A 15,654-nucleotide genomic window follows, 5' to 3' on the forward strand; every position below is an offset into this window, starting at 1 on the left:
CTGCCCTCGTCACGCGGCGCGATCTGCGCCGCCTTTCGAGGAGAGCATCATGGAACAGCGCAAGCTCGGTTCAACCGGCCCCACCGTCTCAAGCCTCGGCCTCGGCTGCATGGGAATGTCCGAGGTCTATGGCCCGGCCGATCGCGGCGAAGGCATCGCCACGATCCATGCGGCGCTCGATGCCGGCATCACGCTGCTAGATACCGGCGATTTTTACGCCATGGGCCACAACGAAATGCTGGTGCGCGAGGCGTTGAAGGACGTAGCGCGCGAGAAAGTGCAGATCAGCGTCAAGTTCGGCGCGCTGCGCGGCCCCGCCGGCGAGTTCGCCGGGATCGACTCGCGGCCGGCCGCAACGAGGAACTTCCTCGCCTATTCGCTGCAGCGGCTCGGCACCGATTACATCGACATCTACCGCCCGGCGCGGCTTGATCCCAACGTCCCGATCGAGGAGACGGTGGGCGGCCTCGCCGAGATGGTGAAGGCCGGCTACATCAGGCATATCGGCCTGTCCGAGGTCGGCTCCGACACCATCCGCCGCGCGCACGCCGTGCATCCGATCGCCGATCTCCAGATCGAATATTCGCTGATCGAACGCGGCATCGAACGCGACATCCTCAAGACCTGCCGCGAGCTCGGCATCGGCATCACAGCCTATGGCGTGCTGGCGCGCGGCCTGATCAGCGGCCATTGGTCGAAGGATTCCGGCAAGACCGGCAAGGACTACCGGCTGATGAGCCCGCGCTTCCAGGGCGCGAACCTCGATGCCAATCTCGCGCTGGCCGAGCAGCTGCGCGCCATCGCCGGCGAGATCGGTGCGACGCCGGCGCAGGTCGCAATCGCCTGGGTGGCAGCGCAAGGCAAGGAGATCGTGCCGCTGGTCGGCGCTCGCACCCGCAACCGTCTCACCGAGGCGCTCGGTGCGACCAAGGTCGCGCTGACGCCGGTTCATCTTGCGGCGTTGGCAAAAGCTTTCCCGCCGGATGTCGCTTCCGGCACGCGCTATACGGCCGAGCAGATGGCGCATCTCGATAGCGAGAAGCCTGCCACCGCGTAGCATCTGCAATCAGGTGCGATGGGCGCTCAAATCGGCCATGACCGGCCCATCGCCATTGAGCGGATTGGCCGGATCGCGCGCGTAACGCAGTGTCTCGAAGCGCATCGCGCGCGCATCGATCATCAGGAGACGGCCGACCAGGCCATCGCCAAAACCAACGATCTCGCGGATCGCTTCCAGCGCCATCATCGAGCCCATCACGCCCGCGAGCGCACCCATGACGCCGGCCTCGGCACAGGCCGGCACCGTGCCGGGCGGCGGCGCCTCCGGAAACAGGCAGCGATAGGTCGGGTTGAATTCGCCCTGCTCGGTCTTCTCATGTGCGCGGATGGTGGTGAGCGAGCCGTCGAAAGTGCCGAGCGCCGCCGTGATCAGCGGCCTCTTCGCGAAGAAGCAGGCATCCGAGACCAGATAACGTGTCGAGAAGTTGTCGGAGCCGTCGAGCACGAGATCGTAGTCGCCGATCAGCGACAACGCGTTATCGGCGTTGAGCCAGGTGGCGCGGCCGACGAAGCGCACATGCGGATTGAGCGCGGTGATTCGCTCGGCGGCACTCTCGACCTTGTGCCGGCCGATATCGGGCGTCGTATGGATCACCTGCCGTTGAAGGTTGGAGAGCGAGACCACGTCGTCATCGACCACGCCGAGCGTGCCGATTCCGGCGGCGGCCAGATACATCAAAGCGGGCGCGCCCAGCCCGCCGGCGCCGATCACCAGCACGGAGGCCCTCTTCAGCGCAGCCTGGCCCGGACCGCCGACGTCGCGCAGCACGATATGGCGAGCATAGCGTTCGAGTTCGTCCGGGCTCAGCATCGTCGTCTTTTGTCCTTCCGGTGCTTATCCCTCATGTTGAGGAGCGCGCAAGCGCGTCTCGAACCATGAAGGCCCCGCTGGCGCCCGCGGCCCATCCTTCGAGACGCCCGCCTGCGGCGGGCCCTCAGGATGAGGACGAGGGTTTGGCTGCATGGCCTCTACCCTGGCCTGAACCGGCCCGAGATTGTTCGCGACCAACGAGATGTGCTTCAATGGCATCACGTTCAATGGGCTGGCCGGATTTGTCATGAGATCGATGCTTGCGGCAATACTGATGTTCGCGGCTAGCGCAGGCGCGAACGCCCAAATGACGACGCCGCCGATCCCCGGCACCAAGCCGAAGCCGGTCCAGACCGTGCCGATCCGGCCCCCCGCACTGCAGACGCCGTCGGAGACGGCCGACGCCATGGCGCAGGCGGAACGGTTCTCGCTGCAATCCGACCTCGCCTGGGTCGGCCAATATAACGGCGCCATCACCGGCGACGTCAGCGCGCGCATGGTCGACGCCATCAAGGAGTACCAGAAGCGCAAGGGCAGCAAGCCGACCGGCGTGCTCAATCCGCAGGAGCGCGCCGCGCTCGCCGAGACCGCGCGGCGGAAGCAGGACAGCGTCGGCTGGAAAATCGTGACGGAGATGACCAGCGGCGCGCGACTCGGCATTCCCGGCAAGCTGGTGCCGCAGCAGGCAACCGACGCCAACGGCTCGAAATGGACCTCGCCGACCGGCACGGTGCAGATACTGCTCAGCCGCCGCAAGGAGGCAAGCCCGACCACCGCCAAGCTCGCGGAAGCGGAGAAGAGGGAGCCGGGTCGCAAGGTCGACTACGCCGTGGTGAAGCCCGACTTCTTCGTGCTGTCCGGACTTCAGGGGCTCAAGAAATTCTACGTGCGAGGCACCTTTAAAGGCGACGAAGTCCGCACCATGACGATCCTCTACGACCAGGCGACCGAGAACACGGTCGAACCGGTCGTGATCGCGATGTCGAGCGCGTTCAACGCGTTTCCGTCAGGACCGCAAGCCGGGCCGCCGCCGCGCAAGACCGTCGAATACGGCACCGGGATCGTCGTCAGCGACGACGGTGCGATCGTCACGGACCGCCTCGTCACCGATAATTGTCTCGCGATCACAATCGGCGGCTACGGCAGCGCCGACCGTCTCGCTGCGGACAAGGAGCACGATCTTGCGCTGCTGCACATCTACGGCGCGCGCGGCCTGAAGCCGCTCGGCCTCACAGGCGGCGCGGCGAAGATGAATGTCGACATCATCGGCATTGCCGACCCGCAGAGCCAGGGTGGCGCGGCCGGTGTGTCCAGCGTCAAGGGCGCGCTGGCGCCGGTGACGAGCAGCGATTCCGCGCTGTCGCCTCCACCAGCTGTCGGCTTCTCCGGCAGCCCGGCGATCGACAGCGACGGCAAGTTCGCCGGCATCGCGCTGGTGAAGCCGGTCATGGTCGCAGGACCCGCGACGTCGATGCCGGCGTCACAAGCGGTGCTGGTTTCCGCGGATGCGGTCCGCGACTTCCTGAAGGCGAACGAAATCAAGGCGAACGGCAGTTCGACGGATGCAAAAGCCGCCATCGTTCGCGTGATCTGCGTGCGGAAGTAGATCGAGCGACGATAGCTCTCCTCTCCTCTCCTCTCCTCTCCTCTCCTCTCCTCTCTTCTCCTCTCTTCTCCTTTCCTCTCCTCTCCCGGACGCGGCGGGGCGCGAGATCGGTTGTATCGTCGCGCACATCACACGTACGACTACTGGTCCAGTAATGGTACGGATTAGCTGGCATTCCCGGTTCCGCCATCATTGTGACTGCTGATTCGGACCTCCGCGATCCCCTTTGGATCGGGCCGGCACGTCCTGAGCGAAAAGAGCTCAGCATCGAGATCGATGCACGTTCGCGTGGCGTATTCCTGACCCAAGCACTCCAAAGGATTGATTTTCAATGCACACGATCGTACTGGCCACCCAAAAGGGCGGCAGTGGCAAGAGCACGCTCGCCATCGGCCTCGCGCTGGCAGCCAAGCAGGCCGGCTTCACCGTCCGCCTGATCGAGACCGACCCGCAGGGCACCCTGTCCAATTGGCAGCGCCGTCGCGACGCTGACGATCTCGTCGTCGAGCCGATCTATCACGCGGCCGATATCGAGCCGCGCCTGAAGATGCTGGCCGACAGCGGCCTCCAGCTCGCGATCGTCGACACCGCAGCCGGCCTCAGCGTCGCGCGCGCCTGGAAGCGTCCCTACAGCTTCGTGCTGAACCAGACGCCGATCCGCGGCCAGCGCATCGGCAACGCGGCCAACGCGCTGGCCGAGGAAGCCGCACTCGATCTCACTGAGGTGCTGGCGCGCCCGCTGATCGTGATGCGCAACGATCATCAGGATTCGCTCGCGAGCGGCCTTGCCGTCAGCGAGTTCGCACCCAACGGCAAGTCGGCCGACGAGATCCACGGCCTCTGGCGCTGGATCGAGAGCCGGCTCGAGCTCACCGCCACGATCAATGTCCTGATCGACCAGGTCATCTCGGCCGCCGACGGGATGATGCACGTCACCGCCGAGATTTCGGACGAGACCACGACACTGACATCCTGAGCGGCGCGACCGCTCCGGAGCCAGGGAGGGCTCTTCGCTATCCGGTGAAAGAGCCCAAGCGGCGAAGCAATCCGGCTACCAGCCCGGCCGGATTACTTCGCTTCGCGTTTTTCGGACGCTCCATCCATCCGTCATTGCGAGCGCAGCGAAGCGATCCAGACCGTGACCGCGGAAAGATTCTGGATTGCTTCGCTGGGCTCACAATGACGTTCGTGGTGAGTTCGTCACTTTCGCAGAGGCTCACGGCCTCCTGGTCGCAAGCCTGAGCCTCACTTCTGACACTTCGAACACCAGAAGGTCGACCGGCCATTCTGCGTAAAGCGCTTCACTGTGCCACCGCAGCTGGGGGTCTTGCAGGCCTCGCCTTCGCGGTCATAGACCTTGAACGCGTGCTGGAAATAGCCGAGCTCGCCCGAGGTCTGGCGATGGTCGCGCAAGCTGGAGCCGCCGGCCTTGATGGCGTCGTACAGTACGGTGTGGATCGCACCGACCAATCGCTTCGCATGATCGGTCGGCTCGCCTCCGCCAACGCCCCTGCGTCGCTTGGTCGCCAGCGTCGCGGCGACCCGGCGCGGTGACAGATGCGAGCGATGCAGGGCTTCGCAGACATAGATGTTGCCGAGCCCCGCGACCACGCGCTGATCGAGCAGCGCAGCCTTCAGGCTCGTGGTCTTGCCTTCGCAGGACCGCGCCAGCATCGCGGCGTCGAATTCGTTGCCGAGCGGCTCGGGGCCGAGCCCGCGGAGCAGCGGCTCCTCGTCGAGAGCGTTGCGCGCGATCACTTTCATGTAACCGAAACGACGCGGGTCGTTGAACACGATGTCGGCGCCCGAGGACATCCGGAATAGCACATGGTCGTGCGTCGAATCCTTGGCCCGCGGATAGTGAAACTCGCCCGGTGCGGCGTCGTTGTCCGGCTTGATGACGCGGAACGAGCCGGACATGCCCAGGTGCATCAAGAGCACGTCGCCGGAGGCGAGATCGGCGATGAGATATTTTGCACGGCGGCCGAGCCCGGTGACGACCTGGCCCTGCAGCCGGGCCACGAAGTCGGGCTGAAAGGGAAAGCGCAGATCGGGCCGGCGGGCCTCCGCGACGACGATTCTCGCGCCCTCCATCACGGGCTGAAGGCCGCGGCGGACGGTCTCGACTTCGGGCAATTCAGGCATGGTCAGGCATTCACCTTATGAGGGGGGTGTGATAGCGCCATTGCGGCGGGCGCGCTATGGTCCGCCTCGTGGAGCAGAGTAATGGATCGGCCGGGCGAAACCACGCATTTTGGCTTCAGGGACGTTCCCCTCGGGGACAAGCAGACGTTGGTGAACGATGTGTTTCACAGCGTGGCTTCGCGCTATGATTTGATGAACGATCTGATGTCCGCTGGCCTGCACCGGGTCTGGAAGGACATCTTGATCACTGCGCTCGACCCACCGAGAGGCGACCGGCCGTTCGCGCTGCTCGACGTTGCCGGCGGCACCGGCGACATCTCGTTCCGCGCCGCCAAAGCCGCAGGCGCGGGCTTCCATGCCACCGTCTGCGACATCAACTCCGGGATGCTGGAGGTCGGCCGCGAGCGTGCCGCGAAACGGCATATCGAGACCCAGGTCGATTTCGTCGAAGGCAATGCCGAAGCGCTCGCCTTCGCCGACCGCAGCTTCGATGCATATACGATCGCTTTCGGCATTCGCAACGTGCCGCGGATCGATCTCGCGCTGGCCGAGGCCTATCGTGTGCTCAAGCCAGGCAGCCGCTTCCTCTGTCTGGAATTCTCCACCGTCGAGATGCCGGGACTCGATCGCCTTTATGACCTGTTCTCGTTCAAGGTGATCCCGCCGCTCGGCCGCATGGTCACGGGTGACGCCGAGTCCTACCAATATCTGGTCGAGTCGATCCGCAAGTTCCCAAGACCCAACGCCTTCGCCGACATGATCCGCGACGCCGGCTTCGCCCGCGTGAACTGGCAGATATTGTCCGGCGGCATCGTCGCACTGCATTCGGGCTGGCGTTTGTGATCTCTGCCGTCACCCACATAGCGCGCCTGATCCGCGCCGCGTTCGTCTTTGCGCGCGAAGGCGTGTTCGGCTCGGTCGATCCGAGCCTGGTCCCGCCGCCCGGACAGCTGGCGCTGAAGCTCGCGCGCATTATTGAACGACGCGGCCCAAAGTATGGACCGCGGCTGTCGCGCGCGCTGACCCGGATGGGCCCGGCCTATCTCAAGCTCGGACAATTTTTGGCAACGCGCCCCGACGTCGTCGGCGTCATCATGGCGCGCGACCTCGAAAGCCTCCAGGACCGCCTGCCGCCGTTCTCGCAGACCGAAGCGGAAGCCGCGATCGAGACCTCGCTGGAACGGCCTCTGACCGATGTGTTCGCGAGTCTCGGCCCGCCGGTCGCGGCCGCCTCGATCGCACAAGTGCATCGCGGCGAAGTTTTGCGCGATGGCATCCGCACGCCGGTCGCAGTGAAGGTGCTGCGGCCGAATGTGGCCACGCGTTTTCGCCGCGATCTTTCCGATTTCTTCTTCGTCGCGCACAAAGCCGAGGCCTATTCGGCCGAAGCGCGGCGCCTGCGCCTCATCGAGGTCATCAACACCATGTCGCGCTCGGTCGCGATGGAAATGGACCTGCGGCTGGAGGCCGCGGCAATGTCGGAGATGGCGGAGAACACGCGCGACGATTCTGATTTTCGCGTGCCGACCATCGACTGGGACCGCACCACGCACAACGTGCTCACGATGGAGTGGATCGACGGCATCGCCCTGAACGATCACAAGCGCCTGGCAGAATCGCAGGTCGACCTGCCCGATCTCGGCCGCAAGGTGATCCAGAGTTTTCTGCGCCACGCGCTGCGTGATGGTTTCTTCCACGCGGACATGCATCCGGGCAATCTGTTCCTCGACGAGACCGGCCGCCTCGTTGCGGTCGATTTCGGCATCATGGGCCGGCTCGGGATGAAGGAGCGGCGCTTCCTCGCAGAGATCCTGCTCGGCTTCATCACGCGCGACTATCGCCGCGTCGCCGAGGTGCATTTCGAGGCCGGCTATGTGCCGGCGCATCACTCGGTCGAGAATTTCGCGCAAGCCATCCGCGCCATCGGCGAGCCGATCCACAATCGCACGGCCGAAGAGATCTCGATGGCGCGGCTGCTGACGCTGCTGCTCGAAGTCACCGGCCTGTTCGACATGACCACGCGGCCCGAGTTGATCCTGCTCCAGAAGACCATGGTGGTGGTCGAGGGCGTGGCGCGCGGCTTCGACCCCAGGCTCGACATCTGGAAGATCGCCGACCCCGTGGTGCGCGAATGGATCGAGCGCAATCTCGGCCCGATCGGCCGCGTGCAGGGCGCGCTGTCCGGCGGCGGCGATCTCGTCCGCGTGCTGATGCGCCTGCCCGATATCGCGCAACGCTCGGTAACGGTGCTCGAACAGCTCGAGGCCATGACGCGGGACGGCATCCGGCTGTCGCCGGAGAGCATCGCGGCGATGGGGCGCAGCGAAGGTCGCAAGAACCGTTGGCGCACCGTGGCGCTCTGGATCATCGCCGCCACCTTCATCGGAATCCTGATCGCCGTCCGGAATCTGTGATTGCACTGAAATCACGTGGATGATAGCATCGCTATCATTCCGTGCTGGAGGGCGTCATGGCAAGCCTGACCATCCGCAAGCTCGACGAGGGCGTCAAAACCTATCTGCGGTTGCGCTCGGCCAAGAACCGCAGGTCGGTCGAGGAAGAGGTCCGGATCATCCTGCGGGAGCTGATCGAGGGCCGTGAGGAGCCGCTGACGCCGTTTGCGGCCCCTCCCGCGGCATCCATCGTCCCCACGCCGCAGCGCACCGGCGCCGGCCGGGAGGCCAGCGTCACCCTGATCATTGGCGGCGGGATCGCGGCCTACAAGTCGCTCGACCTGATCCGCAGGCTGAAGGAGCGCCGTATCGAGGTCCGCTGCGTCCTGACCAAGGCGGCCCAGCAATTCGTCACGCCGCTGGCCGTGAGCGCACTCTCGCATGAGCGCGTCTACACCGACCTGTTCGACCCCCAGAGCGAGTTCGACGCCGGCCATATCCGGCTGGCGCGCGACTGCGACCTGATCGTGGTGGCCCCCGCGACCGCCGACCTCTTGGCCAAGATGGCGAACGGCCATGCCGACGATCTCGCCAGCGCCATCCTGCTTGCGACCAACCGCAAGGTGCTGCTGGCGCCGGCGATGAATCCGCTGATGTGGAACAATGCGGCGACGCGGCGCAACGTCGCGCAGTTGCAGCGTGACGGCGTGGTGCTGATCGGCCCGAACTCCGGCGAGATGGCCGAGGCGGGCGAGGCCGGAATCGGCCGCATGTCGGAGGCGATCGAGATCGCCACCGCCACCGAACGGCTGCTGCGACCGCCGGTGCCGCGCCCGCTCGCTGGCAGGCGCGTGCTGATCACCGCAGGCCCGACGCATGAGCCGATCGACCCGGTGCGCTACATCGCCAACCGCTCCTCCGGCAAGCAGGGCTTTGCCATTGCTGCCGCCGCGCAAGCCGCGGGCGCCGAGGTGATTCTGGTCAGCGGCCCGGTCGATCTTAGCGATCCCCAGGGCGTGACGGTCAAGCGTGTGGAATCGGCGCGGCAAATGCTGGAGCAGGTGCAGGCGTCGCTTCCTGCTGATATCGCGATCTTCGCCGCCGCGGTCGCCGACTGGCGGGTTGCCAGTGAAGGCGAGCAGAAGCTGAAGAAGACCTCGGCCGGCATGCCGCCGCTTCAGCTGGTCGAAAATCCTGATATCCTCGCGACGATCGCCAAGCTGACCGACAAGCGCCCGCCGCTGGTGATCGGCTTTGCCGCCGAGACCGAGCACCTCATCGACAACGCCAAATCCAAGCTTGCCCGCAAGGGCTGCGACTGGATCGTCGCCAACGACGTTTCGCCGGCGACCGGCGTGATGGGCGGCGACCGCAACACCGTGCATCTGATTAGTCGCAAGAATGGTGAGGAGGACGGCGAGATCGCAGTTGATTCCTGGCCGGTGATGACCAAGGAACAGGTCGCCATCGAGCTGGTCGCGCATGTCGTCAAGAGCGTGACCGACAAATCCCGGGAGCCGGTATCTTGAGCACGAAAGTCACAGTCGAACTGCAACGCCTGCCCCATGCCGATGGCCTGCCCCAGCCTGCCTATCAAACCAATGATGCCGCCGGTCTCGACCTGATGGCCGCGGTGCCGGACAGCGAGCCGATGACGCTCGCGCCCGGCCAATATGCGCTGGTGCCGACGGGCCTCGCGATCGCGCTCCCGCCCGGGCACGAGGCGCAGGTGCGACCGCGCTCGGGACTTGCCGCCAAGCACGGCGTCACTGTGCTGAACTCGCCCGGCACGATCGACGCGGATTATCGCGGCGAGATCAAGGTGATCCTGATCAATCACGGCGCAGCGCCGTTCGTGGTCAAGCGCGGCGAGCGCATCGCGCAAATGGTGATTGCGCCGGTGGTGCAGGCCGCGCTGGTTCCCGTGGTCACATTGTCGCCGAGCGATCGTGGCGCCGGCGGCTTTGGCTCGACCGGCCGCTAACGCACGGCAGCTCCAGCCGAATCACCGAAGAACTACGTGGACTGGAACAGCAGGCCCGGCATTTTTGTGGGACCGCCTTTGCGTTCACGATCTGGACTCTTACCGCTGGAGTCGCGGTGAGGGTATTGTCTTTTGATTCGCACGCGACGGGGGTCGTCGCGCGCAAATCCGTGCGATCTTGGGGCAACTATGTCAGGCGTGATCGTGTCGATGCGTCGGACGCTGCTGTCGTGCACATCGCTCGTGCGCAACGGCCTGATTGGGAGCGCTCTCGCAGCGCTGCTGCCGGCTGCGCCGGCTGAGGCTGCCGACCTCGTCGACACACTTTCCATAATGCTGGACTTCAACCGGCAGGAACTCGCGGTGCTGGCCACCGCGCTGGCCCTGCTCGGCTTCTCGGTCGTGGCCGCGATCCTGCTGATGCGCACACGCGTTCGCACGGCGAAGAGCGAGGCGCGGCTGCGCGCGCGCATCGGGGAACTGCAACTCCAGTCCGATCGCTTCGGCGCGCTGCTGTTCGCAGAGCCGCAGATCCTGATTTCCTGGCCGGCCGGCGACAATCGCGCGCAGATTTCCGGCGACCTCTCCATGGTGCTGCCGCGCGACTCCTCCCCGCAGCGCGTGCTCGCGTTCGGAACCTGGCTGCCGCCGGAACCCGCGCTCCAGATCGATCACGCGGTCGATGCGCTACGTGAGCGCGGTGACGGGTTCCAGCTGACGCTGACCACCGCGCACGGCCACACGCTGGAGGCCATCGGCCGCGCCATCGGCGGCCAAGCTATTGTCAGGATTCGTGAACTCTCCGGACTCCGGCGCGATCTGGCTGAAACCAACCTGCGCTACAGGGCACTCACCGACGAGACCGAGATGCTGCGCGGCTTTGCCGCCGCCGCGCCCTGGCCGATCTGGGCCAAGGCCGGGAACGGCGCGCTCACTTTCGCCAATCCGGCCTATGTGCGCGCGACCGAGGCGAACAGCGTCGCCGACGTCCAGGAGCGCAAGCTCGAGCTGCTCGACAGCGCCGACCGCACCGCGATGGACCGGGGCCTGAAGGATGCGGCCAATTTCAACTCGCGGCTGCCGATCGTGATCGGCGGGGAGCGGCGCATCTACGACGTGCGCGCCGTCAATGTCGGCAGCGGCAGTGTCGGTGTCGCCATCGATGCCAGCGAGGCGGATGCGCTGAGCTCGGCGCTGGTGCGCATGGCGGAGGCGCATCGGCGCACGCTGGACCAGCTCTCCTCCGGCGTTGCCGTGTTCGACGGCCAGCGCCGTCTCGCCTTCTACAACGATTCCTACCGCCGGCTGTGGGACCTCGACCGCACCTTCCTCGACGCCAACCCTGACGATTCCAGCGTGCTCGACCAGCTCCGCGCCGCGCGCAAGCTGCCGGAGCAGCCGGACTTCCGCGCCTGGAAGGCCAAGCTGCACGAAGCCTATCGCGCCGTCGAGACCGCCAAGGACACCTGGTATCTGCCCGACGGCCGCGCGCTCTCCGTCGTCACGACGCCCAATCCGGAAGGCGGCGTCACTTATCTGTTCGACGACGTCACCGAGAGCCTCGAGCTCGCCCGCCGCTTCGACGGTATGATCCGCGTCCAGCGCGAGACGCTGGACAGCCTCGCCGAAGGCGTCGCGGTGTTCGGCAGCAACGGCAAGGCGCAGCTGTTCAATCCGGCCTTTGTCCGGATGTGGAAGCTGTCCAGCGACGCCATGCGCGACGAGCCGCACATCCAGACCGTCGAAGGCTGGTGCCATCAACTTTTCGACGACCCCGTGGTCTGGCGGCAGATCCGCGAGGCCGTCACCTCGATCGAGAGCCGCGCCGACGTTCCGCTCAAGCTGGAGCGCAAGGACGGCAGCGTGCTCGATGGCATGATTCGCCCGCTGCATGACGGCGCGACGATGCTGACGTTCCAGGACATCACCGACACCGAGAATGTCGAGCGCGCACTGCGCGAGCGCAACGAGGCGCTGGAGGCCGCTGACCAGATGAAGGTGGATTTCGTCCACCACGTCTCCTACGAGCTGCGCTCGCCGCTCACCACCATCATCGGCTTCGCGCATTTCCTCAGCGATCCCTCGACCGGGCCGCTGACGCCGAAACAGGCCGAATATCTCGACTACGTCACCAAATCGACCAACGCGCTGCTGGCGCTCACCAACAACATCCTGGATCTTGCCACCATCGACGCCGGCGCCATGAAGCTGGAACTCGGCCCGGTCGACGTCAGCAAAACCATCGAGCTCGCCGCCGAGGGCATCCAGGACCGGCTCGCCACCGATCGCATCCGTCTCAAGATCGAGATTGCGCCCGATGTCGGCAGCTTCACCGGCGACGAGAAGCGCGTGGTGCAGGTGCTCTATAACCTCCTCGCCAACGCCGTCGGGTTTTCTCCACAGGATTCCACCGTCGGCATCACCGCGCGCCGCACCGAACGCAGCGTGGTCTTCACTGTGACAGATTCCGGGCCTGGAATACCTGCAGACATGAAGGACAAGGTGTTCAACTGGTTCGAAAGCCGCTCGCAGGGGTCGCGCCACCGCGGCGCCGGGCTCGGCCTGTCGCTGGTGCGCTCCTTCGTCGAGCTGCATGGCGGCAAGGTGCGGGTGGACTCGATCGTGGACAGGGGCACGGTCGTGATCTGCGACTTCCCGACCGACCAGGCGGCGCAACGCGACGCCGCCGAATGACTGAACCAACCACATTCTCCGTCGCGCTCGTCAACGAGACGGCCACTGCGCAATTGATGGCCGACCTCGCGCTGCTGGTCGGACCCGGCGATGCCATCACACTCACCGGCGATCTCGGCGCCGGCAAGACCACGGCCGCGCGCGCCATGATCCGCTATCTCGCCGGCGACGAGACGCTGGAGGTGCCGAGCCCCACCTTCACCCTGGTGCAGGGTTACGAGCTGTCGCTGTTTCCGGTGATGCACGCCGATCTCTATCGCGTCGAGGACGAGAGGGAGCTCGAGGAGATTGGCCTGTCGCCGCTGCCGGAAGCAAGCCTCGTCCTGATCGAGTGGCCGGAGCGTGCGCCCTCGGCAATGCCGAAGGATCGCATCGACATCGCGCTGACGCATCGGCCGGCGCTAGGCTCGTCCGCGCGTGCCGCGGACATCACCGGCTACGGCAAGGGGGCCGCGCGGGTCGCGCGGCTGAAGGCGCTGCGGGAATTCCTCGATGCATCCAGCTACATCGGCGCAACGCGCAAGCGCATGGACGGCGATGCCTCGACCCGTTCCTATGCGCGGCTGATGCGCAACGACGGCGTCGTCATCCTCATGAACTTTCCGCAGCGCCCCGACGGCACTGCGATCTACAACGGAAAATCCTACAGCGCCGCAGTGCATCTGGCCGAGAACGTTAAACCGTTCGTGGCGATCGACGAAGGCCTGCGCGCGCAAGGCATCTCCGCGCCCGCGATCCATCATTTCGACCTCGACCACGGCTTCCTGATCACCGAAGATTTTGGCAGCGAAGGCGTGACCGAAGGCAATCCGCCGCGCCCGATTGCGGAGCGCTACGAGGCCGCGACCGACGTGCTGGCCGTGCTGCACGGCAAGACGCTGCCGGACACGCTGCCGCTGGCAGATCAGAGCTACCCGATTCCGGTCTTCGACACCGAAGCGCTGCTGATCGAAATCGGGTTGATGCCGGAATGGTACCTGCCCGATCGCAACGCTCCGCTGGGCGACAAAGCACGAGCTGAATTTTTCGCGATGTGGCGCGAGCTGCTGAAGAAGCCGCTGGCGGCGCCAAAGACGTGGATCATCCGCGACTATCACTCGCCCAATCTGATCTGGCTCGCGGACCGCACCGGCATCGAGCGCGTCGGTGTGATCGATTTCCAGGACACCGTGCTCGGACCGCAATCCTACGACGTCGTCTCGCTGCTCCAGGATGCCCGCATCGACGTGCCCGAAAGCCTCGAGCTGACGCTGCTGTCGCGCTACATCAAGGCCCGCCGCGCAGACGATGCGAGCTTCGATCCGGCTGGCTTCGCTGAGCTTTATGCGATCATGTCGGCGCAGCGGAATACGCGCCTGCTCGGCACCTTCGCCCGCCTCAATCGCCGCGACGGTAAGCCGCATTATCTGCGCCACCAGCCGCGGATCTGGACCTACCTCCAGCGCTCGCTGGCGCATCCCGCGCTGGCTCACCTGCGCGACTGGTACCTCGCCAACGTCCCGCTCCCCCAAGGGACGACCCAAGCGTCGCCCTAAGCCTGATTCGGGGCCGATTTACCGGCTGTTAGCCAAGACGCCGGTATTCTCGCGGCGAGGCAGCCGGATAATGACGGGCTGGAGCAAGGCAGATGGCGGTGAAGACGGACCAGCGCGGCAACAGCCGGGTTGTTTTCGAACGCGGGATCGCGGCTCAGATGATGGGAATCGACGGCACCTGGCGGCGCGACTGCACCATGGAGGACATCTCCGAGAGCGGCGCCAAGCTGACCATCGACGGTTCGGTCGAAGGCCTGCATCTGAAGGAATTTTTTCTCCTGCTGTCGTCCACCGGGCTCGCGTACCGGCGCTGCGAACTGGCTTGGGTCAATGGTGACCAGATCGGCGTCAATTTCCTCAAGCTCGGCGACAGGAAGAAAAGGGTGCGTTCCACATCCGTCGGGGCGTAACGGCAACACCCGTCGTACAACCGTCACGGCGGGTGGTTAAGGCGGTTGTGGTTCGGTGCAGCTGACCAAGGCCCGTGCTAGGATTGCCGCGAACGCGAAGCCAAAAGGTCTGAGAAAGACAGTCTGAGAAAGCCAACGATGTCCGTCAAGCCGACCAAAGCCATGGTGCTCGCCGCAGGATTCGGCCTGCGCATGCGTCCGTTGACGGAGAAGATGCCGAAGCCGCTGGTGCCGGTGGCCGGCCAGCCGCTGCTCGACCATGTGCTCGAGAAGCTCGGCGACGCCGGCGTGACCGAGGCGATCGTCAATGTGCACTATCTGCCCGACCAGATCATCAATCACACCGCGTGCCGCCAGCATCCGCGCGTGATCATCTCGGACGAGCGCGACCAGGTGCTCGGCACCGGCGGCGGTGTGGTCAAGGCACTGCCGCTGCTCGGTGACGCGCCGTTCTTCCACGTCAATTCCGACACGCTGTGGATCGACGGCGTGCGCTCGAACCTGGCGCGGCTTGCTGAAAACTTCGATCCCGCGCGCATGGACATCCTGCTGCTGATGGCGCCGACGACGACCAGCATCGGCTATAGCGGTCGCGGCGATTACGGGATGCTGCCCGACGGGGCCCTGCGCAAGCGCAAGGAAAAAGAGGTCGTTCCGTTCGTCTATGCCGGCGCGGCGATCCTGTCGCCCTCGATCTTCGCCGGCGCACCGCAGGGCGAGTTCTCGCTGACCAAGATGTTCGACCATGCCAACGAGCAGGAGCGGCTGTTCGGCCTGCGCCTCGACGGCGTCTGGATGCATGTCGGCACGCCTGATGCCGTGCATGCGGCGGAAGAGGCGTTTCTGGAGAGCGTGGCATAGGCACCCTCCAGTAGGGCGGGCAAAGCGAAGCGTGCCCACCAATCAAGTTGAAACTCGGGGTGAGACATGGTGGGCGCGGCGCAAGAGCGCCTTTGCCCGCCCTACGAATCTACGAAGTCCGGCGAACAACGGGGAAAGACATCCCCGCCGCCCATG

Annotated in this window: 13 protein-coding genes; 11 read left to right on the top strand and 2 right to left on the bottom strand. The window is 65.5% G+C overall.

From position 1 onward, the window contains the following. Positions 1-49: 49 nt before the first annotated feature. On the top strand, positions 50-1,057 hold the full coding sequence (locus IVA80_RS04225; protein WP_247425899.1) for an aldo/keto reductase: 1,008 nt from the start codon (positions 50-52) through the stop codon (positions 1,055-1,057). Between the two features lie 9 nt (positions 1,058-1,066). Here the strand turns inward: IVA80_RS04225 and moeB are convergent, their stop codons facing one another. Then, positions 1,067-1,870 (bottom strand): molybdopterin-synthase adenylyltransferase MoeB, encoded by an 804-nt coding sequence (moeB, locus tag IVA80_RS04230; protein ID WP_247425901.1) that lies wholly within the window; start codon positions 1,868-1,870, stop codon positions 1,067-1,069. Positions 1,871-2,117: 247 nt separating this feature from the next. Between moeB and IVA80_RS04235 the strand changes: the two genes are divergently transcribed. Both IVA80_RS04235 and IVA80_RS04240 read left to right on the top strand, forming a co-directional pair. Continuing rightward, positions 2,118-3,476 (top strand): serine protease, encoded by a 1,359-nt coding sequence (locus tag IVA80_RS04235; protein WP_247425903.1) that lies wholly within the window; start codon positions 2,118-2,120, stop codon positions 3,474-3,476. 331 nt (positions 3,477-3,807) lie between these two features. Beyond that, entirely contained in the window at positions 3,808-4,452 is a 645-nt protein-coding gene (locus IVA80_RS04240) for a ParA family protein (protein WP_247425906.1), read from the top strand. Positions 4,453-4,721: 269 nt separating this feature from the next. On the opposite strand, the gene mutM is transcribed toward IVA80_RS04240, so the two are convergent. Further along, the gene (gene mutM / locus IVA80_RS04245) at positions 4,722-5,621 is read right to left on the bottom strand and encodes a bifunctional DNA-formamidopyrimidine glycosylase/DNA-(apurinic or apyrimidinic site) lyase (protein ID WP_247425908.1); all 900 of its coding nucleotides are present in this window, start codon (positions 5,619-5,621) and stop codon (positions 4,722-4,724) included. A gap of 81 nt (positions 5,622-5,702) precedes the next feature. On the opposite strand from mutM, the gene ubiE reads away from it, so the two are divergent. The 8 genes from ubiE to IVA80_RS04285 all read left to right on the top strand — a co-directional run bounded on the left by ubiE (position 5,703) and on the right by IVA80_RS04285 (position 15,498). Next, positions 5,703-6,464, top strand: a complete 762-nt coding sequence (gene ubiE / locus IVA80_RS04250) for a bifunctional demethylmenaquinone methyltransferase/2-methoxy-6-polyprenyl-1,4-benzoquinol methylase UbiE (RefSeq protein ID WP_247425910.1) — start codon at positions 5,703-5,705, stop codon at positions 6,462-6,464. Further along, positions 6,461-8,035: a 2-polyprenylphenol 6-hydroxylase gene (gene ubiB / locus IVA80_RS04255; RefSeq protein WP_247425912.1), complete on the top strand. Its 1,575-nt coding sequence runs from the start codon at positions 6,461-6,463 to the stop codon at positions 8,033-8,035. The genes ubiE and ubiB overlap by 4 nt, the downstream gene beginning before the upstream one ends. Positions 8,036-8,091: 56 nt before the next feature. Then, a complete protein-coding gene (coaBC, locus tag IVA80_RS04260) occupies positions 8,092-9,543 on the top strand; it encodes a bifunctional phosphopantothenoylcysteine decarboxylase/phosphopantothenate--cysteine ligase CoaBC (RefSeq protein ID WP_247425914.1) in 1,452 nt (483 codons plus the stop codon). Then, positions 9,540-9,998, top strand: coding sequence for a dUTP diphosphatase (gene dut / locus IVA80_RS04265; RefSeq protein WP_247425916.1), 459 nt, complete (start codon positions 9,540-9,542; stop codon positions 9,996-9,998). The genes coaBC and dut overlap by 4 nt, the downstream gene beginning before the upstream one ends. Before the next feature lie 189 nt (positions 9,999-10,187). Further along, positions 10,188-12,692, top strand: a complete 2,505-nt coding sequence (locus tag IVA80_RS04270) for a PAS domain-containing sensor histidine kinase (RefSeq protein WP_247425918.1) — start codon at positions 10,188-10,190, stop codon at positions 12,690-12,692. Then, positions 12,689-14,227: a tRNA (adenosine(37)-N6)-threonylcarbamoyltransferase complex ATPase subunit type 1 TsaE gene (gene tsaE / locus IVA80_RS04275; RefSeq protein ID WP_247425920.1), complete on the top strand. Its 1,539-nt coding sequence runs from the start codon at positions 12,689-12,691 to the stop codon at positions 14,225-14,227. Before IVA80_RS04270 ends, tsaE begins: the two co-directional genes overlap by 4 nt. Positions 14,228-14,319: 92 nt before the next feature. After that, positions 14,320-14,637 carry a PilZ domain-containing protein gene (locus IVA80_RS04280; RefSeq protein WP_247425922.1) on the top strand — a complete coding sequence of 106 codons (318 nt, stop codon included), beginning with the start codon at positions 14,320-14,322 and terminating at the stop codon, positions 14,635-14,637. 138 nt (positions 14,638-14,775) lie between these two features. Further along, positions 14,776-15,498 carry a nucleotidyltransferase family protein gene (locus tag IVA80_RS04285; RefSeq protein WP_247425925.1) on the top strand — a complete coding sequence of 241 codons (723 nt, stop codon included), beginning with the start codon at positions 14,776-14,778 and terminating at the stop codon, positions 15,496-15,498. The last annotated feature ends 156 nt before the right edge of the window (positions 15,499-15,654 follow it).

Source organism: Bradyrhizobium sp. 139, from assembly GCF_023074175.1.
GTDB lineage: Bacteria > Pseudomonadota > Alphaproteobacteria > Rhizobiales > Xanthobacteraceae > Bradyrhizobium.